General features: G+C 71.1%; 18 protein-coding genes. 6 read left to right on the top strand and 12 right to left on the bottom strand.

What is annotated here, in order from left to right; genetic code table 11:
- Positions 1-23: 23 nt before the first annotated feature.
- From OG574_RS07705 to OG574_RS07690, 4 genes are read right to left on the bottom strand one after another with little or no spacing between them, the layout of a single operon-like run.
- On the bottom strand, positions 24-857 hold the full coding sequence (locus OG574_RS07705; RefSeq protein WP_100592908.1) for a carbohydrate ABC transporter permease: 834 nt from the start codon (positions 855-857) through the stop codon (positions 24-26).
- Positions 850-1,818 carry a carbohydrate ABC transporter permease gene (locus tag OG574_RS07700; protein ID WP_326772490.1) on the bottom strand — a complete coding sequence of 323 codons (969 nt, stop codon included), beginning with the start codon at positions 1,816-1,818 and terminating at the stop codon, positions 850-852. Before OG574_RS07700 ends, OG574_RS07705 begins: the two co-directional genes overlap by 8 nt.
- Positions 1,818-3,089: an ABC transporter substrate-binding protein gene (locus tag OG574_RS07695; RefSeq protein ID WP_326772489.1), complete on the bottom strand. Its 1,272-nt coding sequence runs from the start codon at positions 3,087-3,089 to the stop codon at positions 1,818-1,820. The genes OG574_RS07700 and OG574_RS07695 overlap by 1 nt, the downstream gene beginning before the upstream one ends.
- 37 nt (positions 3,090-3,126) lie before the next feature.
- Positions 3,127-4,278, bottom strand: coding sequence for an ROK family transcriptional regulator (locus tag OG574_RS07690; RefSeq protein ID WP_326772488.1), 1,152 nt, complete (start codon positions 4,276-4,278; stop codon positions 3,127-3,129).
- A gap of 234 nt (positions 4,279-4,512) precedes the next feature.
- Here OG574_RS07690 and OG574_RS07685 point away from each other — a divergent pair, with 234 nt between their 5' ends.
- On the top strand, positions 4,513-5,772 hold the full coding sequence (locus tag OG574_RS07685; RefSeq protein ID WP_326772487.1) for an aspartate aminotransferase family protein: 1,260 nt from the start codon (positions 4,513-4,515) through the stop codon (positions 5,770-5,772).
- Positions 5,773-5,792: 20 nt separating this feature from the next.
- Entirely contained in the window at positions 5,793-7,268 is a 1,476-nt protein-coding gene (locus OG574_RS07680; RefSeq protein ID WP_326772486.1) for an NAD-dependent succinate-semialdehyde dehydrogenase, read from the top strand.
- Here OG574_RS07680 and OG574_RS07675 read toward each other — a convergent pair.
- Positions 7,174-8,535 (bottom strand): hypothetical protein, encoded by a 1,362-nt coding sequence (locus tag OG574_RS07675; RefSeq protein WP_326772485.1) that lies wholly within the window; start codon positions 8,533-8,535, stop codon positions 7,174-7,176. The two genes, OG574_RS07680 and OG574_RS07675, sit on opposite strands and share 95 nt — an antisense overlap.
- Entirely contained in the window at positions 8,532-9,722 is a 1,191-nt protein-coding gene (locus OG574_RS07670; RefSeq protein WP_326772484.1) for a hypothetical protein, read from the bottom strand. Before OG574_RS07670 ends, OG574_RS07675 begins: the two co-directional genes overlap by 4 nt.
- 360 nt (positions 9,723-10,082) lie before the next feature.
- On the opposite strand from OG574_RS07670, the gene OG574_RS07665 reads away from it, so the two are divergent.
- The gene (locus OG574_RS07665; RefSeq protein ID WP_100592915.1) at positions 10,083-10,994 is read left to right on the top strand and encodes a YceI family protein; all 912 of its coding nucleotides are present in this window, start codon (positions 10,083-10,085) and stop codon (positions 10,992-10,994) included.
- 16 nt (positions 10,995-11,010) lie between these two features.
- Here OG574_RS07665 and OG574_RS07660 read toward each other — a convergent pair whose 3' ends face one another.
- The 3 genes from OG574_RS07660 to OG574_RS07650 form a co-directional block, all read right to left on the bottom strand.
- Complete coding sequence (locus OG574_RS07660) at positions 11,011-11,910, bottom strand: hypothetical protein (RefSeq protein ID WP_326772483.1); 900 nt, start codon at positions 11,908-11,910, stop codon at positions 11,011-11,013.
- Positions 11,907-12,917: an SPFH domain-containing protein gene (locus tag OG574_RS07655; protein WP_326772482.1), complete on the bottom strand. Its 1,011-nt coding sequence runs from the start codon at positions 12,915-12,917 to the stop codon at positions 11,907-11,909. The genes OG574_RS07660 and OG574_RS07655 overlap by 4 nt, the downstream gene beginning before the upstream one ends.
- A 120-nt stretch (positions 12,918-13,037) precedes the next feature.
- Complete coding sequence (locus OG574_RS07650; protein WP_326772481.1) at positions 13,038-13,850, bottom strand: SAM-dependent methyltransferase; 813 nt, start codon at positions 13,848-13,850, stop codon at positions 13,038-13,040.
- A 153-nt stretch (positions 13,851-14,003) separates the two neighbouring features.
- On the opposite strand from OG574_RS07650, the gene OG574_RS07645 reads away from it, so the two are divergent.
- Both OG574_RS07645 and OG574_RS07640 read left to right on the top strand, forming a co-directional pair.
- A complete protein-coding gene (locus OG574_RS07645) occupies positions 14,004-14,924 on the top strand; it encodes a GNAT family N-acetyltransferase (protein ID WP_326778399.1) in 921 nt (306 codons plus the stop codon).
- A gap of 168 nt (positions 14,925-15,092) precedes the next feature.
- Positions 15,093-16,148, top strand: coding sequence for a metallophosphoesterase family protein (locus OG574_RS07640; protein WP_326772480.1), 1,056 nt, complete (start codon positions 15,093-15,095; stop codon positions 16,146-16,148).
- A gap of 30 nt (positions 16,149-16,178) precedes the next feature.
- On the opposite strand, the gene OG574_RS07635 is transcribed toward OG574_RS07640, so the two are convergent.
- Complete coding sequence (locus tag OG574_RS07635; RefSeq protein WP_326772479.1) at positions 16,179-16,943, bottom strand: crotonase/enoyl-CoA hydratase family protein; 765 nt, start codon at positions 16,941-16,943, stop codon at positions 16,179-16,181.
- Positions 16,944-17,084: 141 nt separating this feature from the next.
- On the opposite strand from OG574_RS07635, the gene OG574_RS07630 reads away from it, so the two are divergent.
- Positions 17,085-18,962, top strand: a complete 1,878-nt coding sequence (locus tag OG574_RS07630) for an ABC transporter ATP-binding protein (protein WP_326778398.1) — start codon at positions 17,085-17,087, stop codon at positions 18,960-18,962.
- 83 nt (positions 18,963-19,045) lie between these two features.
- Here the strand turns inward: OG574_RS07630 and argG are convergent, their stop codons facing one another.
- Together argG and OG574_RS07620 are read right to left on the bottom strand one after the other, a co-directional pair.
- Positions 19,046-20,494: an argininosuccinate synthase gene (gene argG, locus OG574_RS07625; RefSeq protein ID WP_326772478.1), complete on the bottom strand. Its 1,449-nt coding sequence runs from the start codon at positions 20,492-20,494 to the stop codon at positions 19,046-19,048.
- A 79-nt stretch (positions 20,495-20,573) separates the two neighbouring features.
- Complete coding sequence (locus tag OG574_RS07620; protein ID WP_326772477.1) at positions 20,574-21,179, bottom strand: dihydrofolate reductase family protein; 606 nt, start codon at positions 21,177-21,179, stop codon at positions 20,574-20,576.
- Positions 21,180-21,399: the final 220 nt, after the last annotated feature.

The following is a 21,399-nucleotide window of genomic DNA, read 5'->3' as shown; positions in this document are numbered from 1 at the left end:
GGGGGTTCAGCCCTGCCTGCGACTCAGCCCTTCGTGCCGCTCTGGGCGATGCCCTGCACGAAGTGCCGCTGGAGGAAGAGGTAGAGGACGATCATGGGCAGGCTCGCGATGAGCGAACCCGCCATCATCACGGGGTAGTTGGTCTCGAACTGGCCCTCCAGGGACGTCAGGCCCGCGCTGATCGGCATCTTCGCCGGATCGGTGTTCACGACCAGCGGCCACAGGAGGTCGTTCCACGACCACATCGCCGTGATGACCGCGAGGGCGGCGAGCGCCGGGCGGATCAGCGGCAGCATGATCGACCAGAAGATCCGGAAGGGCCCGGCACCGTCGATGCGGGCCGCCTCCTCCAGCTCCCTCGGCAGCGCCATGAAGAACTGCCGCAGGAGGAAGGTCCCGAAGGCGCTGAACATGCCGGGCAGGAACAGCGCCGGCGTCGTGTTGAGCAGGCCGAGCCGCTGGATGATGTCGTACTGCGGCAGGATCAGCAGCGACGACGGTACGAGCAGCACCGACAGGAACAGCGCGAAGAGGACGTTCTTGCCGCGGAACCGCATGCGGGCGAAGGCGTACGCGGCGAGCGAGCAGAAGACGAGCTGTCCCGCCGTACGGGCCACGGTGTTGACGACGCTGTTGCCGAGCATCTCGCCGTACGGCATGGCTGTGAAGACCTCTTTGAAGGAAGCCCAGTTGATGTGCTCGGGGAAGAAGGTCGTCGGGACGTGCACCGCCTCCGGCAGGGTCTTCAGCGCCGTGAGCAGCTGCCACAGGAACGGGAAGACCATCACCAGGGCGCCCAGCGACAGCAGTGCGTGCGTGGCGACGGAACCGGGGCGGACCCGGGAGCGCTCAGGCATAGTGCACCCACTTCTTCTGGAGCCGGAACTGGACGTAGGTCAGCGCCGCCGTGAGCAGCATCAGGACGAACGCGAGGGCGGCCGCCGCGCCCTGGTTGTTCTGCTGGAAGGCCCACTGGTAGAAGAGGCTCACCACGGACTGCGTGGAGCCGAGTGCCGGGTTCGTGGGGCTCATCATCACGTAGATGAGGTCGAAGAGCTGCAGTGAGTTGATCACGCAGATGACCGCGGCGAAGAAGATGCTGGGGCTCAGGAGCGGCAGCGTGATCCGGAAGAAGCGGCGCACCGGGCCCGCCCCGTCCAGCTCCGCGGCCTCGTAGTAGTCCTGCGGGATGGCCTTGATCCCCGCGATGAAGATGATCAAGTAGTAGCCGATGCTCTGCCACACGAGGACGAGCCCGATCGCCCACAGTGCGGACGACGGGTCGGACGCCCAGAAGTGCCGCGAGACGCCGAACCACGACAACATCTCGTTCAGGAGGCCGAAGTTGCCGTTGTACAGCCAGTTCCAGACCAGGCCCACGGCCACGGGCAGCGTGACGAACGGGATGAAGTACAGGGCGCGGTAGACGCCGACACCCCGCAGTCCGCGCCGGTTGAGGAGGGCGGCGACGGTGATCGAGACCGGCAGCGTGACGAGGCCGATGACCCCGTACAGGAGCGTGTTGCCGAGCGCCCGCCATACCGTCACATCACGGACGACGCGCGCGTAATTGTCGCCGCCCAGCCAGGAGTTGCCGCCGAAGGGCCCGAAGGACGTGAAGCTGTAGCCGAAGGTCTGGATCATCGGCCAGATGTAGAAGACGAGGAACCCGACGGCGATCGGCGCGATGAACGCGTACGCCGCTTTCTGTGTACGGGAGTTGGGGCCCCGCGCGGTGCCGTCGCGGCCCGCCTTTGTGCGCGGCTTCCTGATCCGGCCCTCCGCCTCGGCGGCGGCGGTCGACGGGAAAACGGCCATCACTTGTCCTCCTCGTCGAGCGCCCGGTCCATCTGCCGGCCGAGCGTCCGCGCGGCCGACTCGATGCTGCCCTTGCCGCTGAACGGCGCGCCGAGCAGCAGATATTCGAGGTCCTCCCATACGGCCGTGTTCCTGGAACTCGGGTACGGGACCGCGTAGTCGAGCATGTCGATGAAGACCTTGAGGTCGAACTCGGGCATCGACCTGAGCCAGGCGTCCTGTGTCCCCGTGTACGAGGAGATGGTGACGCCGCCCTTCGACTGGATCTCGGCCGCCTCGCGCCGCGCCAGGAAGTCCACGAACTTCCAAGCAGCCTGTTTCTTACGGGACTTGGCGCTCACCACGTTCGCGAGACCGTGGATGACGGTGGCCCGCTCCCGGCCCTTGGGGAGCACGGCGACACCGCCGTGGTCCTTGATCGCGGGCGTGGCGTGCATGAAGGACGCCATGGCCGACAGGTCGTAGTTCATGGCGACCTGCTCGGACAGGAACAGATTGCGGCCCTTCACGTCCGCCATCGCGCTCTGCGGCGGCGACCAGCCGCGGTCGACGAGATCGGTCCACAAGCGCAGCCCTTCGACGGAGCGCTCGTCGCCGAAGCCGGAGCGCCCCTCGCGCAGGACGTATCCGCCCGCGCCGAAGATCGACGGGTAGAAGTTCTTCTGCCGGTCCATCTCGGCGGCGATCCCGTACACCCGCGTCCGCGGGTTCGTCAGCTCGCGTGCCGCGTCCCGCAGGTCGTCCCAGGTCCAGGAGGCGTCCGGGTAGCCGACACCGGCTTTGTCGAACAGCGCCTTGTTGTACCAGAGCCCGACCGTGTCGAAGTCCTTCGGAATCCCGTACTGCTTGCCGTCGTACGCGTACAGCTCGACGAGCGCCTCGGGGTGCCGGCCGAGCGGGGTTCGGTCGCGGGCCGCGTACGGGCCGAGCGGCTCCAGGACGCCGTTCGCCGCGTACAGCTGGATGTTCACGGCGTTCATCCAGAACACATCGGGCGCGGTCCCGCCGCGCATCGACGTCCTGAGCGTCGTCCAGTACGAGGACCAGGGCGTGACCTGGATGTCCACGGAGACGTCGGGGTTCTTGGCCTCGAACGCCTTCACGATCTGCTGCATGCCCGCGAGCTGGGCCGGGTCCCAGATGCCGTACGAGATGGTGGTGCGGCCGCCGCCGCCCGACGAGGTGGAACCGGAAGCCCCGCCGCCGCTGTCGCACGCGGCCACGAGGGGCGTGGCCGCGAGCGCACCGGCGAGAAGCGTTCTCCTGCGCATACGCGCCTCCGGAGGGTGAGGGGGGATGATGGCGAGGTCAGAGGGCGGGAGTGGGGCGCAACGGTCCTGTTCCGTAAGGGAGATGGGAGTCGAGAGCGTCCAGCGCGCGGCGTACCGCACCGAGTGCCACGCCCTCACGGCCGAGCGCGCTGACCGCGATGCGCGGCACGTGCAGCGTCAGTGGCCGCAGATGCTCCGTGAGCAGGGGCCCGAGCGGCTCACCGACCGGGGCGAGCGCGCCGGAGAGGACGAGGAGCTCGGGGTCCAGAGCGAGGACGAGTGCGGCGATGCCCGGAGCGACCCCGGCGAGATAGCCGTCGAGCACGGCGCGCGCCCCGGCGTCCCCGTCCCGCACGGCCCGCGCGAGGGCGTCCGTCTCGGACTCGCCCGGGAGCCGCTCGCCGTCCCACGCCAGCCATTTCTCCGCAGCGTCCAGGCCGAGTTGGGGCAGGATGCCCAACTCGCCCGCGCCGCCCCGGCGCCCGCGGTGCAGCCTGCCGTTGATCATCAGGCCGCAGGAGATGCGCCGCCCGACCAGGACGCACGCCACGTCGTCCGCCAGCGTCGCCGCGCCCTGCCAGTGCTCGGCCAGCACCGCCAGATTCACGTCGTTCTCGACGAGGATCCGGCACGGGAAGTCGTCGGCGAGCCGGCGCGCGAGATCCAGGTCGGTCCACTCCGGGACGATCACCGACCGGATCCGGCCCGTGTCGTCGACCATGCCCGGCACGCCGATGCCGATGGCCCAGACGGCCTCGGCCCGCAGACTCTGCTCGACGAGGAAGCGCCGCAGCCGCCCGCGCAGCAGCTCGATGCGCTCCGTGCCGCTCAACTCCTCGGCGAAGTCCTCCCGTTCACACGCGACGACCTCACCGTCGAGCCGGGCGAGCACCAGCACGATCTTGCGCAGTCCGATGTCGACGCCGACGACGTGCCCGGCCTCGGACCGGAAGCGCAGCCGACGGGCCGGACGGCCGGGGGTGCGCCCGGCGGGCGGAGCATCGGTCTCGGCGATCCAGCCCTGCGAGACGAGCTCGTCGACCAGCGCCTCGACCGTCGGCCGCGACAGGCCGGTCGCACCCGTCAGCTGGCTGACGGTCTGCGGACTCTCCCTGCGCAGCGCCCGCAGGACAACGCCCGTGTTGAGCCCGCGCAACGCCGCAAGGTCATGCCCCCGTGCCCCAGTCATGCCGAACCGCTCCCTCACATCGGGTTGCGCAGGACTGTTGCATAACCCGACTCCCTTGGGAACCCTGCCGGTTGAGCCGGTTACGCAGAACTCTTGCGAATTGGGCGAGCGGGCCTGCGACGGGTGACGGAGTCGAGGGTCGTCGAGGCCACCCGGGCGACCCGTGCCCCCAGGGGGCGGATCGTCACAGAGGGCCCATTGACGTCCTTTCGGCTCAGCGTTGAGGGTGGAGGCATGACGCGACTGTCCGAGCATCTGCGCCAGGCCACCCCCGTCGTCGCCGAACGCGGGGAAGGCGTCCATCTCTACGGCACCGACGGCCGCCGCTATCTGGACTTCACCGCCGGGATCGGCGTCACCAGCACCGGCCACTGTCATCCGCGCGTGGTCGCCGCCGCCCAGGAACAGGTGGCCACCCTCATCCACGGCCAGTACACGACCGTCCTGCACCGGCCCCTTCAGCGCCTCGTCGAGAAGCTGGGATCCGTGCTGCCCGAAGGCCTCGACAGCCTCTTCTTCGCCAACTCCGGCAGCGAGGCCGTCGAAGCGGCCATGCGGCTCGCCCGGCAGGCCACCGGCCGGCCCAACATCGTCGTCGCGCACGGCGGCTTCCACGGCCGCACCGTCGCCGCCGCCTCCCTCACCACGTCCGGCACGAAGATCCGTACCGGCTTCGGACCGCTGATGGCGGGCGTCGCCATCACGCCCTTCCCGAACGCCTACCACTACGGCTGGGACGAGGAGACCGCGACGCGGTTCGCGCTGCGCGAGTTCGACCACCTCCTCCAGACCGTCTCCGACCCGGACGACACCGCGGCGATCCTGGTCGAACCCGTCCTCGGCGAAGGCGGCTACGTGCCCGCCAACTCCGCCTTCCTGCAAGGGCTCCGGGAGCGCGCCGACCGCCACGGCATCCTGCTCATCCTCGACGAGGTGCAGACCGGCGTCGGCCGCACCGGACGCTTCTGGGGCCACGACCACTTCGGCGTACGCCCCGACATCCTCATCACCGCCAAGGGCCTCGCGAGCGGCTTCCCGCTCTCCGGGATCGCCGCCCCCGAGGCGCTGATGCACAAGGCGCGGCCCGGCTCGCAGGGCGGCACCTACGGCGGCAACGCCGTCGCCTGCGCCGCCGCGGTCGCCACCCTGGAGGTCGTCGAGGAGGAAGGCCTTGTCGCCAACGCGGCCGCCATGGGCGCCCGCCTGCGCTCCGGCCTGGAGGACATCGCCGCGAAGACCGAGGCGATCGGCGACGTACGGGGCCTCGGCCTGATGCTCGCCAGCGAGTTCACCACTCCCGACGGCGAACCCGACGCGGCCACGGCCGTACGCGTCCAGCAGGCCGCCGCCGACGAGGGGCTGCTGCTCCTGCTCTGCGGCCCCTGGGGCAACGTCGTGCGGATGATCCCCGCGCTCATCGTCGACGAGGGGCAGATCGACGACGGCCTGCGGGCCTGGGCCGCGGCCGTGGAGACCGCGACGGCAACCCGCTGACCAGGGACGGAGGAACAGGCATGACCACGACCCACCCCACGCCCCAAGTCGTCGAGGACGTCCCCAAGCAGCTCCTCATCGGCGGCCGTCTCCAGGACGCGGCCGGGGGCCGCACCTTCTCCGTCGACAACCCGGCCACCGGCCAGAGCCTGTGCGAGGTCGCCGATGCCGGGCCCGACGACGGCCGGCGCGCCGCCGAGGCCGCCACGGCCGCACAGGAGTCGTGGGCCGCCACCGCGCCCCGCGCCCGCAGCGAGATCCTGCGCCGCGCCTACGAGATCATCATCGCCCGCACCGACGAACTCGCCCTCCTCATGACCCTGGAGATGGGCAAGCCCCTCGCCGAGGCGCGCGGCGAGGTCACGTACGCAGCCGAGTTCTTCCGCTGGTTCTCCGAGGAGGCCGTGCGGATCGAGGGGGGATTCGCGCCCTCGCCCGACGGACGCAGCCGCCACCTGATCATGCGCAGGCCCGTCGGCCCCTGTCTGCTCGTCACCCCCTGGAACTTCCCGCTCGCCATGGGCACCCGCAAGATCGGCCCGGCCGTCGCCGCGGGCTGCACCATGGTCCTCAAGCCCGCCCCGCAGACACCCCTGTGCACCCTGGCCCTGGCCGGGATCCTCACCGAGGCGGGCCTGCCCGACGGCGTCCTGAACGTCGTCACCACCACGGACGCCGGCGCCCTCGTCGAACCGCTGCTGCGCGGCGGACTCATCCGCAAGCTGTCCTTCACGGGGTCGACCCAGGTCGGCCGGGTCCTCCTGGCCCAGTGCGCCGACACCGTCGTCCGCACCTCGATGGAACTCGGCGGGAACGCGCCGCTCATCGTCTTCGACGACGCGGACCTCGACACGGCCGTCGAGGGCGCCATGGTGGCGAAGATGCGCAACATGGGAGAGGCGTGCACGGCCGCGAACCGCATCTTCGTGCACAGCTCCGTCGCCGACGACTTCGCCTCCCGGCTGGCCGCCCGCATGAGCGCCCTCACCGTCGGCCCCGGCACCCAACCCGGGACGAACGTCGGGCCGCTCATCGACGCCGCGGGCCGCGACAAGGTCGACCGGCTCGTACGGGACGCGGTGGACCGCGGCGCGAAGGTCCTCACCGGAGGCGAACTCCCGGACGGAGAAGGCTACTTCTACCCGCCGACCGTCCTCGTGAGGGTGCCGCGCGACGCCGGTCTCACCGGGACCGAGATCTTCGGACCTGTCGCCGCCCTGTTCACGTTCGACGACGAGGACGAGGTGGTGCGCGCCGCCAACGACACCGAATGGGGCCTCGTCAGCTACCTCTTCACCCGCGACCTCGACCGTGCGCTGCGCGTCGGGGAACGCCTGGAGACCGGCATGGTGGGCCTCAACACCGGCCTCGTCTCCAACCCGGCCGCGCCCTTCGGCGGCGTCAAGCAGTCCGGCATCGGACGTGAGGGAGGCCGGGTCGGCATCGACGAGTTCCTGGAGTACAAGTACCTGGCGATCCCGGCGCCGGGGCAGTGAGGGACCGGCGGGTCCTCAGACGTTCCAGTGCGCGGAACGCCGTCAGCTCCGCCAGCAACCCCCTTGCTGCGGGCGTGAGTTCACGGACGGGCAGCGGTCGTCCGGAGTTGAGGACCCGCAGTACGGCGGACAGGTCGGCGGCCGGCAGCTCCGTGGCCGCCACGTGGCCGCATGCGGAGAACAGGCGCCGGCCGGCTGCCTCGGTCCACAACACGCGCTCCGTGGCGCGCACGACGTCGTCGTCGCCGAACCTGCCGCGCGGCGCCGGCAGCGGCACGGGCCGGAAACCCCCGGCTGTCCAGTGCCGCAGGGACTGCCGGGCGACGCGCTCCTCCAGCGGCCCGCGCGCGCCCGCCGCACGGAAGTGCGCAAGCGCGCGCTCCAAGGGTGCGGGCAACTCCGTCCCGGCCTCGGCGTCGGGCACGAGCAGACCCTCCTCGCCGGGCGGAGCGGCGCCCGCGGGATCCGGGTCCGGCCTGAGGAGCGTCTCAGGCGTGACGTCGTGCAGCAGGTCGTAGAGCTCGGACGCCGCCTGCCGCCCCTCCCGTACGACGCTCACCCGCACGCCGGTCGACGCCCAGCCGGCGTAGGGCTCGGCGACGGGGGAGAGGTGCGACGGCCAGTACAGCAGGTCGCCCGGATCGGCCTCGACGGTGAACGACGCGCCCCGGTCCGCCGCACCGAACCGCATGCGCTGCCGCCCGCCCAGCACGAACAGGAACGTCGCGACACGCTGCCGGGGAAGCGCCTCGGCTAGCGGCTGCTCGTACGTGCCGTGGACCAGCGTCGTGAAGGCGCTCGGCACGGGCTGCCCCACCCGCGCCCACAGCCCGGCGAAGAAGGCGCGCTCGCGCGCCCACAGCGGATGGTGGAACGCGTGAAACGCCTGAAGGGACAGGGAGTACGGCTCGCCGGAGAGCTGCCGGACGAGCCGCTGGTGGTAGCCCGGATACGAGCCGTCCCTAGGCTGCGGCAGGAAGTCGCCGGGGTCGGTCTGGGGTGCGCCGCCGACCGCGAACCCCGCGTAGGGCGTCACGCCGAACGGCCCGCCGCGGTGCGCCGTGGCGACGGCGGTCTCGAACGCCTCGTGGGCGTCGAAGGGGGCGGGGGCGACCGACTCGATGAGTACGGGCTGCCGGTCCCAGAACCGCTCGCCGAAGACCTGCCAGTCGAGCCGGGCGAGTCGGTCGAGCTGACCCTGCTGCCCCTGCTCGACATCGGCGGCAGCGCCGCTTGCGGGCCCGGCGGCGCGGGGATCCTCCCTCATTCCGCCCCGTCTCCGTCCACCAGTTCGATGGCGCGAATGTGATGCAGGTCGGACAGGAGCGGGATCAGTTTCTCCGCGGCCATCCGCGACCCGCGCCCCAACTCTCTTATGGTGAAAGCCCTTTCGGACCACAACCGGTTCCTGACGCGTTCGGCTCCGGGCTCTTCGACCGCCAGGGTGTGTCCGTTCGCGGCCCACACGGCGCGTCCGGGCCCGTTCGGTGTCCGGAAGAGCTCGGCCGAGGCCCGTACGCGCAGGCCAGGAGCCAGGGGTACGGCGGGCCGCGGCAAAGGCGCCGGTTCGAGCCCCGCCGCCGATCTGCGGGCCGCCCACGCCACGCGCAACTCCCTGGCCGTTCCCGGGCCGGCGGCGAGCCCGGCGAACAGCCGCGCGGCGGCGGCGACCGGTTCCGCCGCGCCGATCCCGCCGTCGGGGTCCGTCGGGGGAGGGAACGGCAGGACGCCGGGGGCGCCCGCGTAGACGCGGTCCTCCTGCATCCGGTCCGCGAGGAGTCCCCGTACGTGGGTGAGGGCGGCGGCGCGGCGCGCGGGGACGACGATCCGTAACGTGGTGCAGCGGTCGAGGTAGTGATCGAGGTGACGGCAGCCGGCGGGCCAGTACACCAAGTCACCTGTTCCAGCGGCGAGTTGGTACTCGGTGCCGGTGTGCTCGGGCCAGAGCCTGACCGTCATGGTCCCGGCGAGTACCCACGTGAGCGCGAACGAGCCGGGGCGCGGGGCGGGTGCGTCGGGGCCGGTGCAGTGCTCTCCGAGGGCGAGTTCGGCCGTCACCGGCAGAGTGGGCCAGCCCACCGCCCGCCACAGTCCGGAGACGAGTTCGCGTACACGCGCCCAGAGTCCGAAGTCGCGCCACAGCGGCTGGTGCACGCTCAACAGCCAGCCGGATCCGGCGAGGTCACGAGCGAGCCGGTCCCGGTATGCGTCCGGGCCGGGGTCGTCCGGGCCGGGCAGGAGTGCGCCCGCGTCACGTATTCGGCCTTGCGACGCGGTGGCGAAGCGGACGCCGGCCGCGTCCTCGGCGGGCGGTGCGCAGGAGGCGGCGACGGCCCCGTACACCTGCTCCGGCCCGAGGCCCGTGGCGAACGGGACCGCGGCGGGCTCCCTGCCCCAGTGCGCTTCGGCGAACCGTTTCCACCTGGCGGAGAGGTCGGGCTCTGTCGCATTCATGGCGTCGAGAATCTGTCAGAGCGCGATCGAGCGAGTCAACGGTTGACCCGGAATCGGCAGACATATGGCGCGGAAGTGGCGCTGCGTCACAGGGGTCCGACCCGCCCCGTCCTGGCCCGTTCGGCACCGCACCGGGACCCCCAACGGGAGGAGCGCGCGCATGGTCAAGCGGTGGGTGAAAGGTGAGGGGACTGTGGAATCTGACACGCCCCGGCGGCGGAATGTCGGATTCCCATGTATTCACCACGCAGTTGCCGCCGGTAACCCTTAGCGCCCTTGATCGGCGGAGATCGCAGACATGGGATCGTATGTGCGAGCCCGCTGCGGAGGTTCTGCGGCCGAGTCTGAAAGGTGATCTGCATGCCCCTCGCGCTGTTCAGGAGGAGCCGGTCCGGACGGGACCCGCGCGGGGCGGGACTGGTGCACCCCGTGCCGCACGGCGCCGGCGCCTTCCACTGCGAGGTGGCCGACCCCATGGGGCAGCCGATGTCGGGGGCGGACGTCACCGTGACGCGGGTCGCCAACGGCCGCGTCGTGGCGAAGGTGACCAGCGACCCGTACGGCCTCGTCTTCCTCACGCTGCCGCCCGGCCGGTACGGCGTCATGATCGCGGCCGACGGCCTCCAGCCCCACCAGCAGACCCTCGACGTCGTCGCCGGTGAAACGCTCCCGCTGACCTCGGTGCAGCTGCACATGGGGCGCCCGCCGGAGCTGCCGCAGCCCGGCACCTGGCTCTTCGACCCGCCGCACACCGCGATCCGGTTCATCGCCAAGCACGTCGGCATGGCCCACGTCCACGGCCGGTTCACCCGCTTCGACGGCGGCATCCAGGTCGCGAACGACATGGCTGACTCGCGGGTCGAGGTGCAGATCGACGCGGCGAGCATCACGACGGGCAACAAGACCCGGGACAACCACCTGCGTTCGGCCGACTTCCTCGATGTCGAGCGCTATCCGTACATCCACTTCTCCTCCGACCGCTTCCTGTACCGCGGCGGCACCAAGTGGACGATCCAGGGCGCCCTCACCATGCACGGCGTGAGCCGCACGGTGGAGCTGGACACCGGCTATCTCGGCATGGTCAACGGCGGTTACGCGGAGGAGCTGCGCTGCGCGGCCCTCGCCACGGCCGAACTCCACCGCGAGGACTACACGCTGGACTGGCGGAGCATGCTGGCCCGCGGTATCGCGGTGGTCGGACCCACCGTGAAGCTGGAGCTCGACATCCAGGCGATGTACCACAGCCACGACACACCCACGCCGCCTGAGTAGCCACGGTGCTGGGGGTTCACGTCACCAGCCGCAGCTGCTCCTTCGCTCTTCCCACTCGCACCGTCTGACCCCAGGTCAGTTCCAGGGCGTCGCTCTCCACGCCGTCGCCGAAGGCCACCAGGCGGTCGGACTCGACCGTGACGCGCAGACGGTCGCCGGGGCCGAGGGAGCCCTCCACCTGGGACGTGCCGGTGGCGGGTGAAGGCCAGGCCTCCCGCACGAACCAGAGCAGCCGGGCCTCCGCCGGGGCCGGCAGCGGGAGTGTGCTCGCGTGCTGCTGCCACAGCGAACGCAGCCAGCCGGTGGCGCCGGTCCCGGTGCCGACCAGGACACCCGAGGACGCCTGGGCCTCGGGTGCGTGCGTGTCGTCGTCGGGGCCGATCCGGTAGCGCGCCGTCTGGTGCGACGGCGGGCCGAGGTAGATCTCGTTGAGCGCGAGCAGCCGCTGTGTGTCGTCGGCGACCGCCTCCACCATGGTGAGTTCGTCGGCGGCGGCACGGCCCGAGACGGCCGCCGGAAGCAGCTTCGCGGCGTCGGCCACGCGGTGCCGCACCAACACCCCGGGATTGCGTCCCGGTTCCGCGTCGATGCCGACGACCGGCTGGCCCGAAAGGTACTTGGCCGCGTTCGCGACCAGACCGTCCTGCCCCACGACGATCACCACGTCCTCCGGGCCGAACAGGAACCGGTCCAGATCCGCGCGCTCGAGACGGGTCCTGCGCCACGACAGCGGCACGGCCGCCGCGACCTCCGCGAGGGCGCGCGCCGTACGGTGATGGCGCTCGGCCACCTCCTCGACGGAGCGCCCGCGCGAGGAGAGGAAGAAGGCGGCCTGGCCGTGCGTGCCGTGCCGGGCCAGCAACTCCTCGTACTCCGTGGTCCGGTGGACGAGCACCGCGCGCGGTGCGAGCGTCACGACCGCTCACCGCGGTCGTGGCCGAGCCGGGCGAGCAGACCTGTGAGCACGTCGGGGGAGAGGGTCAGGTTCTCGATCCGCGGCACGTTCTGTGCCAGCTGCGTGGCGGCGAGGGCGTGCAGGGTCGCGGCGTCCACCTCGGAGTGGACCCGCAGCCACGCCTCCTGCGCGTGCGCCCGCGCCTCGCCGACCGCACGTGCCGCCTCCGCCTCGCCGCCCGCCAGGCGCACCGCCCGCGCCGCCTCGGCCTCGGCGCGTACCGCGTCCGCCGCCGCGTTCTCCTCGGCCTCGCGGCGTGCGTTCGTGCCGCGCTGCGCCACCAACTGCTCTTCCTGCCGGGCCAGTTCGATGCGGCTGCCGAGCTCGTTCTCGGCGATGGCGCGTTCCCGCTCGACCGCCACCGCGCGCCGCTCGTACGTCGCCCGGTCGGCCTCCTGCTGGATCCGCTCCCTGGCCGGCGTGCGCAGCGCCCGCTCCACCTCGGGCTCGGGGCGCAGCGCCACGACGCGCACGGTGACGACCTCCACGCCGGTCGCGGGCAGCCGGGGCTCCGCGGCGAGACCCGCCGCAACCCGTTCGCGCACCGCCGTCACACCGTCCGCGAGGACCTCCGCGAGCGGGGTGCGCGCCAGAACATCCAGCGCGTGCTGCTGCGCCGTCTCCGTGAGCAGGGCGGACAGCTGTTCCAGGGGAGTGCCGCGCCAGGCGCCGGTGTCCGGGTCGAGCGAGAAGTCGAGCCGGGCGGCGGCGAGCGCGGGGTCGCTGATCCGGTACGTCACCGAGGCCTGCACGGCGACGTCCTGGAAGTCGGCGGTCCGGGCATGGAACGTGACCGCCAACTCCCGGTCGTCCACGGGCACTTCGGACAGTGCCGCGCTCAGCGCCCGGAACCAGAAGCTCAGGCCCGTGCCGTCGTGGGCGAGCGCTCCGCGCTTGTGGTGACGGATGTGGGTGGTGGGCGCGGAGCGCAAGTGGTGCAGTCCGAAGCGTCGCTTGATGTCAGCCATGACAGGAGCCCCCTAGTCGTTTTCGTCATGGCGACGATATGGCGCGCCTTGAATATAGTCAAGGTGACCATAAAGATTCGAGAGGTGCGTATGAGGGTTTTCAGGGGGTGCGTCTGAGGGTCACGGCTTGCGCGCCACCCCTGCGTACAGCGGCACCGGCGACTCGTTCCTGATCTCGTCGACGCCGAGCTCCGGGTGCCAGTCCGGCAGCCACACGATCCCGGGTTCCAGCAGGTCGAGCCCGTCGAAGAAGCGGCCCATCTCCTCGCGCGTGCGCGGCACGAGCGTCACCCCGCCCGCCGCGTACATCGCCACGGCTTCCCGCGTCCGCTCCGGATCGAAGTCGCCGGCGAGCTGCGACAGGACCAGATGGCTCCCCGGCGGCAGCGCGTCCACCAGGGTGCGTACGAGGCCGTGGGCGCCGTCCGAGTCCGGGATGAAGTGGAGCAGTGCGATGAGCGACAGCGTCACCGGGCGGTCGAACTCCAGGATGTTCGCCGCGAGTTCAAGGATCTTCTCCGGTTCCCGCACGTCCGCCGAGAGGTACTCGGTGCGGCCCTGAGGGGTGCCGCTCAGGAGCGCCCCCGCGTGGGCGAGCACGATCGGGTCGTTGTCCACGTACACGACACGGGCGTCGGGCGCGGCGCCCTGGGCGATGCGGTGGAGGTTGGGCTCGGTGGGGATGCCGCTGCCGATGTCCAGGAACTGGCGCGCCCCGGCGGCTCCGGCGAGATGCCGTGTGGCGCGCTGCATGAACCAACGGTTGTGCTGGGCCGCGTACTTGGACTGCGGTTCGAGCGCCACGATCTGCCGGCCGAGCTCCTCGTCGACCGGATAGTTGTCCTTGCCGCCCAGGAACCAGTCGTAGACCCGCGCGGGATGCGGCTTGCTGGTGTCGATCCGGTCGATGGGCGGCGGCGTGATCTCCCCCATGCGGCAACTCCCTTGTGAAGAGGCTCAGTTCGGTCAGGTGTCCGATCATCGTGCCTCAGTGGTCGCGGCGGAGGGAGGTGATCGGGAAGGATGGGCCCGGCATGGATCAAGGCGGCGGGCCTGGGGCGCGCCGCGCAGAACGGAGAGGCGACGATGACGCGACCGGACCCCCACACCTCCGGCAACCACCGGACCGCCGGCACCCCCGAGGTGCCCGAGCGGCTCGACATCACCCGGGCCACGCTCGACGACTGGTCCGTCATCAGCGGCTGGGCGGCGGAAGAGGGCTGGAACCCGGGCCTCGCCGACGCCCGCAGCTTCTTCGCCCAGGACCCCGACGGCTTCTTCATCGGCCGGGTCGACGGCGAGCCCGTCTCCGCGATCTCCGTGGTCAACTACGGCGACGACTACGCGTTCCTCGGCTTCTACCTCGTGCGGCCCGACCTGCGCGGCCGCGGCTACGGCATCGCCACCTGGAAGGCGGCCCTCACGCACGCGGGCGGCAGGACCGTCGGCCTCGACGGCGTCCCGGCCCAGCAGGACAACTACCGCAAGTCCGGCTTCGAGCCGGCCCACACGACCGTCCGCTACGCGGGCGTCCCGCAGGCCCCGCGCCCGGCCGAAGGCGATCGGGCACCCGGCACCGTCATCCCCGTCGCCGAGGCGGGCGGCCTCAAGTCCATCGCCCTGTACGACAGCGCCTGCTACCCCGCGGACCGGCCCCGCTTCCTCGCCTCCTGGCTCGCCGGTGACGGGCATCGCGCGCTCGCCCGCGTCGTCGACGGCCGTGTCACCGGCTACGGCGTCATCCGCCCGGCCCTCGACACGTTCCGCGTCGGCCCGCTGTTCGCCGACACCCCGCAGGACGCCCGTGCGCTGTTCGACGCTCTCATCGCGGCGGTCGGCGGGGCCCTGGTCGCCGTGGACGTCCCCGAGTCGAACCCGGCCGCGGTGGCACTCGCCGAGGCGTACGGCCTGACCCCCGGGTTCGCCACGGCCCGCATGTACACCGGCCCCGTCCGGCCGTTCGCCCAGGAAAGGATCTTCGGTATCACCACCCTCGAACTGGGCTGAAGGCTCACCGGGGTGCATGGACAGCGGCGATATATCGAAAAGGTAACTGGGCTAGACCAGCTTTAAGGTTCCGGTCACCTCCGGTACGTCGTCAGGCCATCGCGATCCGTAACGCTCAGGGCGACCAACCACCCGTACACGGGGGCAGTCGCTTTGGAGGAAACACCGATGGATCGCAGATCGTTCATGGCCACGACGGGGCGCGCGACGCTCGCGGGCGGCGCGCTCGCCGCGACCGGCTCCCTGGTCTCCGCGCCCGCGGCCGACGCGGCGCCCGCCGCCGAGCCCGCGGCACAGCGCCACGGCGACGGCGGGACCGTGCGGTTCAACATCATCAGCGACATCCAGGGCGACCTGACCGACTTCGGCAAGGCGCTCGACGACCTGCACTCGGTCAACCCCCGCAGCGCGGGCCTCGGCATAGCCGGCGACATCACCCCGCGCGGCTACGACTTCGAGTACGCGGCCGTCCGCCAGGCCCTGGACAAGCACCCGCACCCCAAGAGCGTGGCGTGGGCCATCGGCAACCACGAGTTCTACGTGCCGAAGTACAGCGACCCGAACACCCTCGCCCAGGCGACCTGGCCCAACGGCACCACCGAGGACTCCCTCTTCCGCAGCTTCTACAACTTCGCGGAGCGGGGCAAGGTCTACTCGGAGACCTCGTTCGGCGGCGTGCCCGTCCTCAGCCTCGGCACCGAGCGCTACTCCCACTACCACGACGCGAAGCTGTGGGACGAGGTGTGGATCAGCGACGAGCAGTTCGCGTGGCTCGAGGACCGGCTCGCCCACTGGGCGCGCCGCCGCCGTCCTGTCATGGTCCTGACCCACCACCCGCTGCCCAACACCGTGTCGGGCACGCACAACAAGCTGTACATGAGCGACTACCTCCAGCCCGACCGGCTCCTGTCGATCCTGGGCCGCCACAAGGACGTGTTCCTGTTCTCCGGGCACACCCACTGGGACCTCAACCTGTCCGACTGGGTGGTGCGCCGCGTCGTCCCCGGCACCGCAAACCCCGAAGGGTTCACCGTCGTCAACACCGCCGCCGTGCAGGTCGGTTGGATGGACGACGGCAAGGGCGGCGAGGTCTCGCTCGGCGGCGCATTCAACCAGGGCCTCCAGGTAGAGGTGGGCCCCCGCTCGGTCGTCATCAAGGCGCGCGACTTCACCACCGGCACCTGGATCAAGCAGATCACGGTGCCGCTACACACCTCCGACTGACCGTTCGCCGGGGGCGGGCGCGGCGCCGGCTCACATGTCGGTGAACGACCCGTGCCGTCCCGCCCCCGACGCGAACCGCGCGGCCCCCTTCAGGCTCTCCTCCAACACGGCTTTTCCGTACCGCAGTTCACCCTCCATGGCCGCTTCCTCGCCCTGCCCCGCCTGGTCCAGAACGGAGGCGCGGTCGCCGCGCATGCAGGCCTGCGGGAAGGCCGCGATCTGCTCCGCGAGCTCCTCCGCCTCGGCGCGCGCCCGGCCGGGCGGCACAAGGCGATTGGCCAGCCCCATCGCGTACGCCTCAGGGGCGGGCACCGGACGGCCCGTGAGGATCAGGTCCATGGCGCGGCTCTCGCCGATGAGCCGGGGCAGGCGCACCGTGCCTCCGTCGATGAGGGGCACGCCCCAGCGCCGGCAGAACACCCCGAACACGGCGTCCTCCTCGGCGACCCGCAGATCGCACCAGAGCGCCAGTTCGAGACCGCCGGCCACCGCGTGCCCGCTCACGGCTGCGATCACCGGCTTGGACAGCCGCAGCCGGGTCGGGCCCATCGGTCCGTCGCCCTCCTCGGCGACCTGGTTGCCGCGCTCCGTGCCGATGGCCTTGAGGTCGGCGCCCGCGCAGAACGTGCCGCCCTCACCCCAGAGCACCGCGACGCGGGCGGATTCGTCGGCGTCGAACTCCTTGAAGGCGGCGGCCAGTTCGGCGGCCGTGGGCCCGTCGACCGCGTTGCGGACCTCGGGGCGAGACAGTACGACCGTGGTGACATGCCCTCGGCGCTCGACGCGGACCGGCATCCGGACTCTCCTAAGTGATCGTCACTGAGTGACGTTCAGCGTGGCACGTCGCCCGCGCCGCTCCCAGGCGCCCCCCGCCTCGAATTGAAGCCTTGTGTTGACCTCAACGTTGCTTGAGGTCTTACCGTCTACTCCATGAGCATGGAGACCACGGCGTGGACGCAGCTGCACAGCGTCATGAACGCCCAGCAGGACACCCGACCTTTCGCCCCCGCCACCCTGCGCCGCATCGCCGCCTTCGCGCGTCCGCACCGGCGCCGGATCGCCCAGTTCGTCGTCCTGAGCGTGGTCACCGCGCTGACCGCCGTGGCGACCCCCGTCCTCGCGGGACACGTCGTCGACGCCATCGTCGCGGGCAAGGACGAGGGCACCGTCATCCGCCTCGCCCTCCTCATCGCCGTGATCGCCGTCGCGGAGGCGGGCCTCGGCATCGTCGCCCGCTGGCTCTCGGCCAACCTCGGCGAAGGCCTGATCCTCGACCTGCGCACCGCGGTCTTCGACCACGTGCAGCGCATGCCCGTCGCCTTCTTCACGCGGACCCGCACCGGCGCCCTCGTCAGCCGGCTCAACAACGATGTGATCGGCGCGCAGAGAGCGTTCAGCAACACGCTCTCCGGCGTGGTCGGCAACGTCGTGACCCTGCTTCTGACCCTCGTCGTCATGCTCACGCTCTCCTGGCAGATCACGCTCCTCGCCCTGGTGCTCCTGCCGGTGTTCGTGGTGCCCGCGCGGCGCATGGGTACGCGGATGGCCCGGCTCCAGCGCGAGGCCGCCGCGCACAACGCGGCCATGGGCACCCGGATGACCGAGCGATTCTCGGCGCCCGGCGCCACGCTGATCAAGCTCTTCGGCCGGCCCGGCGACGAGTCCGCCGAGTTCGCCGCCCGCGCCAGCCGCGTACGGGACATCGGTGTCCGCACAGCCATGGCGCAGTCCGCGTTCATCACCGCACTCACCCTCGTCTCGGCCCTCGCCCTCGCGCTCGTCTACGGTCTGGGCGGCTACTACGCGATCGAGGGCACCCTCGAAGCGGGCACCGTCGTCACCCTCGCCCTGCTCCTCACCCGCCTCTACGCGCCGCTGACCTCCCTGGCCGGGGCCCGCGTCGAGGTCATGAGCGCCCTCGTCAGCTTCGAGCGCGTCTTCGAGGTGCTCGACCTCAAGCCGCTGATCGACGAGAAGCCGGACGCCCGTGAGGTGCCCGAGGGCCCGGTCGCCGTGGAGTTCGACGACGTCCGCTTCGGCTACCCGTCCGCCGACAAGGTCTCCCTCGCCTCCCTCGAAGAGGTCGCCTCGCTCGACACCCGCGGGGGAGCCGAAGTCCTGCACGGCATCTCGTTCCGCGCCGAACCCGGCCAGACCGTCGCCCTCGTCGGCACCTCCGGCGCGGGCAAGTCGACCGTCGCCCAGCTCATGCCCCGCCTGTACGACACCGACGAGGGCGCCGTACGCATCGGAGGGGTCGACGTCCGCGACCTGACCGCCGTATCCCTGCGCGAGACCCTCGGCATGGTCACCCAGGACGGCCACCTCTTCCACGACTCCGTCCGCGCCAACCTCCTCCTGGCCAGGCCCGGAGCGAGCGACGAGGACCTGTGGGACGTCCTGCGCCGCTCCCGCCTGGAGGACCTGGTCCACTCCCTGCCCGACGGCCTCGACACCGTCGTCGGCGAGCGCGGCTACCGCCTCTCCGGCGGCGAACGCCAGCGCATGACCATCGCCCGCCTCCTCCTCGCCCGGCAGCGCGTCGTCATCCTCGACGAGGCGACCGCACACCTGGACAACACGTCCGAGGCGGCCGTGCAGGAAGCGCTCGCGGAGGCACTCGAAGGCCGTACCGCCGTCGTGATCGCCCACCGCCTGTCCACGATCAGGTCCGCCGACCAGATCCTCGTGGTCGAGGACGGCCACATCGTGGAGCGCGGCACTCACGAGACGCTCCTCGCCGAGGACGGACGGTACGCGGAGCTGTACCGCACGCAGTTCGCGAACCCGACGGACGTGGTGGAAGCCGCGTAGTCGCCCGGGAAAAGAGCGAGGAGGAGGGGGTGGCCGCAGCGGCCACCCCCTCCTCCTCGTCCCGCCCGACGGTGTCAGTCGGTTCAGTCGGTTCCGGACTCCATCGCGGCGCGGTCCAGGAGCTCGTCGTCCTCGGAGACCTCGCCACGGGAGGCGATGACCTCGGCGCCACCCTCCGGCATCGCGCCGATCAAGCCGGTCGCCGCCGCCTGCGCGGCGCCGATCAGCTCGGGGTGCGTCGTGCCGACGATGCCGAGGCCCGCGTACTGCTCGAGCCGGGCGCGCGAGTCGGCGATGTCAAGGTTGCGCATGGTGAGCTGGCCGATCCGGTCGACGGGGCCGAACGCCGAGTCCTCGGTGCGCTCCATCGACAGCTTGTCCGGGTGGTAGCTGAACGCCGGGCCGGTGGTGTTGAGGATCGAGTAGTCCTCACCGCGCCGCAGCCGCAGCGTCACCTCGCCGGCGACCGCCGAGCCGACCCAGCGCTGCAGCGACTCGCGGACCATCAGCGCCTGCGGGTCCAGCCAGCGGCCCTCGTACATCAGCCGCCCGAGGCGCCGGCCCTCGTTGTGGTACTGCGCGAGAGTGTCCTCGTTGTGGATCGCGTTCACGAGACGCTCGTACGCGGCGTGCAGCAGCGACATGCCCGGGGCCTCGTAGATGCCGCGGCTCTTCGCCTCGATGATCCGGTTCTCGATCTGGTCGGACATGCCCATGCCGTGGCGGCCGCCGATCGCGTTCGCCTCCATGACCAGGTCGACGGCGGAGGAGAACGCCTTGCCGTTGATCGTCACCGGGCGGCCCTGCTCGAAGCCGATCGTCACGTCCTCGGCGGCGATCTCCACCGACGGGTCCCAGAACCGCACGCCCATGATCGGCTGAACGGTCTCCACACCGGTGTCGAGGTGCTCCAGAGTCTTGGCCTCGTGAGTGGCGCCCCAGATGTTGGCGTCGGTCGAGTACGCCTTCTCGGTGCTGTCGCGGTACGGCAGGTCGTGGGAGACCAGCCACTCCGACATCTCCTTGCGGCCGCCCAGCTCCGTCACGAAGTCGGCGTCGAGCCACGGCTTGTAGATGCGCAGGTGCGGGTTGGCCAGCAGGCCGTAACGGTAGAACCGCTCGATGTCGTTGCCCTTGAACGTCGAGCCGTCGCCCCAGATCTGGACGTTGTCCTCGAGCATCGCCCGCACCAGCAGCGTGCCGGTGACGGCACGGCCGAGCGGCGTCGTGTTGAAGTAGGCACGGCCACCCGAGCGGATGTGGAACGCGCCGCAAGCGAGCGCGGCCAGGCCCTCCTCTACCAGCGCCGCACGGCAGTCGACCAGACGCGCGATCTCGGCACCGTAGGTCTTGGCACGGCCGGGCACCGACGCGATGTCGGGCTCGTCGTACTGGCCGATGTCGGCGGTGTAGGTGCACGGGACGGCACCCTTGTCGCGCATCCACGCGACCGCGACGGAGGTGTCGAGGCCGCCCGAGAAGGCGATGCCGACGCGCTCGCCGGCGGGAAGGGAGGTGAGAACCTTAGACATAGGAAGAGTATGCATCCTAGAGAATGATTATGCAAAGGGGGAGGGTGTTCAGTGCTCAGGTGCTTCAGCGCGCAGGTGCTCATGGGTCCAGTGACGGTGCCTGTCCCTGGGCGTCCCGGACGATCCCGTAGGTGAGCGCCGCGAGGCCGTCGCCGACGGTGCGGGTCTCGAGGAGGCGCAGGGACAGACCGTCGCCGGTCTCGCCGAAGAGGCGCTCGCCGGCCCCGAGCACGACCGGGTGGACGATCAGCCGCAGCTCGTCGGCCAGGCCGTGCGCAAGCAGCGTGCGCACGAGCCGGCGGCTGGCGTAGACGACGATGTCCCCGTCCACCTCCTGCTTCAGCTTCGAGACCTCGGGGACCACCTCGCCGTCGAGGACCGTCGAGTTGTTCCACTCGGGGTCGACGAGGGTCGAGGACACGACGTACTTGGGCAGGGTGTTCAGCCGCTCCGCCCACGCGCCGCTCCGGGACGGCCACCGGGCCGCGAACCACTCGTAGCTCCGCCGCCCGAGCAGCAGCGCCTCCGTGCCGAGCGCCTCGTCGAACTCGACCTTGGTCCACTCCAGCCGGTCCTTGTCCGCCATCCGGCCGAACCAGCCCCCGTGCCGGAACCCCTCCTCACCGGTCGGGTCCTGGACGACGCCGTCGAGCGAGACGTTCTCGCTGATGACGATTTTTCCCATGTCGGTCTCCTTCGGTACGGGCTAGGGTCGGGCGGCGAGTGAACTGCGAGGAGTGAGAGATGCCCGGTCGTACGAGCACGCTGTGACGCTGTAGGCCCTGATCGGCCCGTCATCGCGTGCTGCCCTTGTTCTGTGGCACAGCGAGCCCTCTCCTGCCCGAACCGGCGGTGCGCCCTCTGCGCGTCCGGTGGCGGGCCTCGTCGTCCGTACTGCAAGGGAT

This window comes from Streptomyces sp. NBC_01445 (assembly GCF_035918235.1).
Classification (GTDB): Bacteria; Actinomycetota; Actinomycetes; order Streptomycetales; family Streptomycetaceae; genus Streptomyces.
Note: the sequence above shows the minus strand (reverse complement) of the source record. Positions and strands in the feature narration are given on the sequence as shown.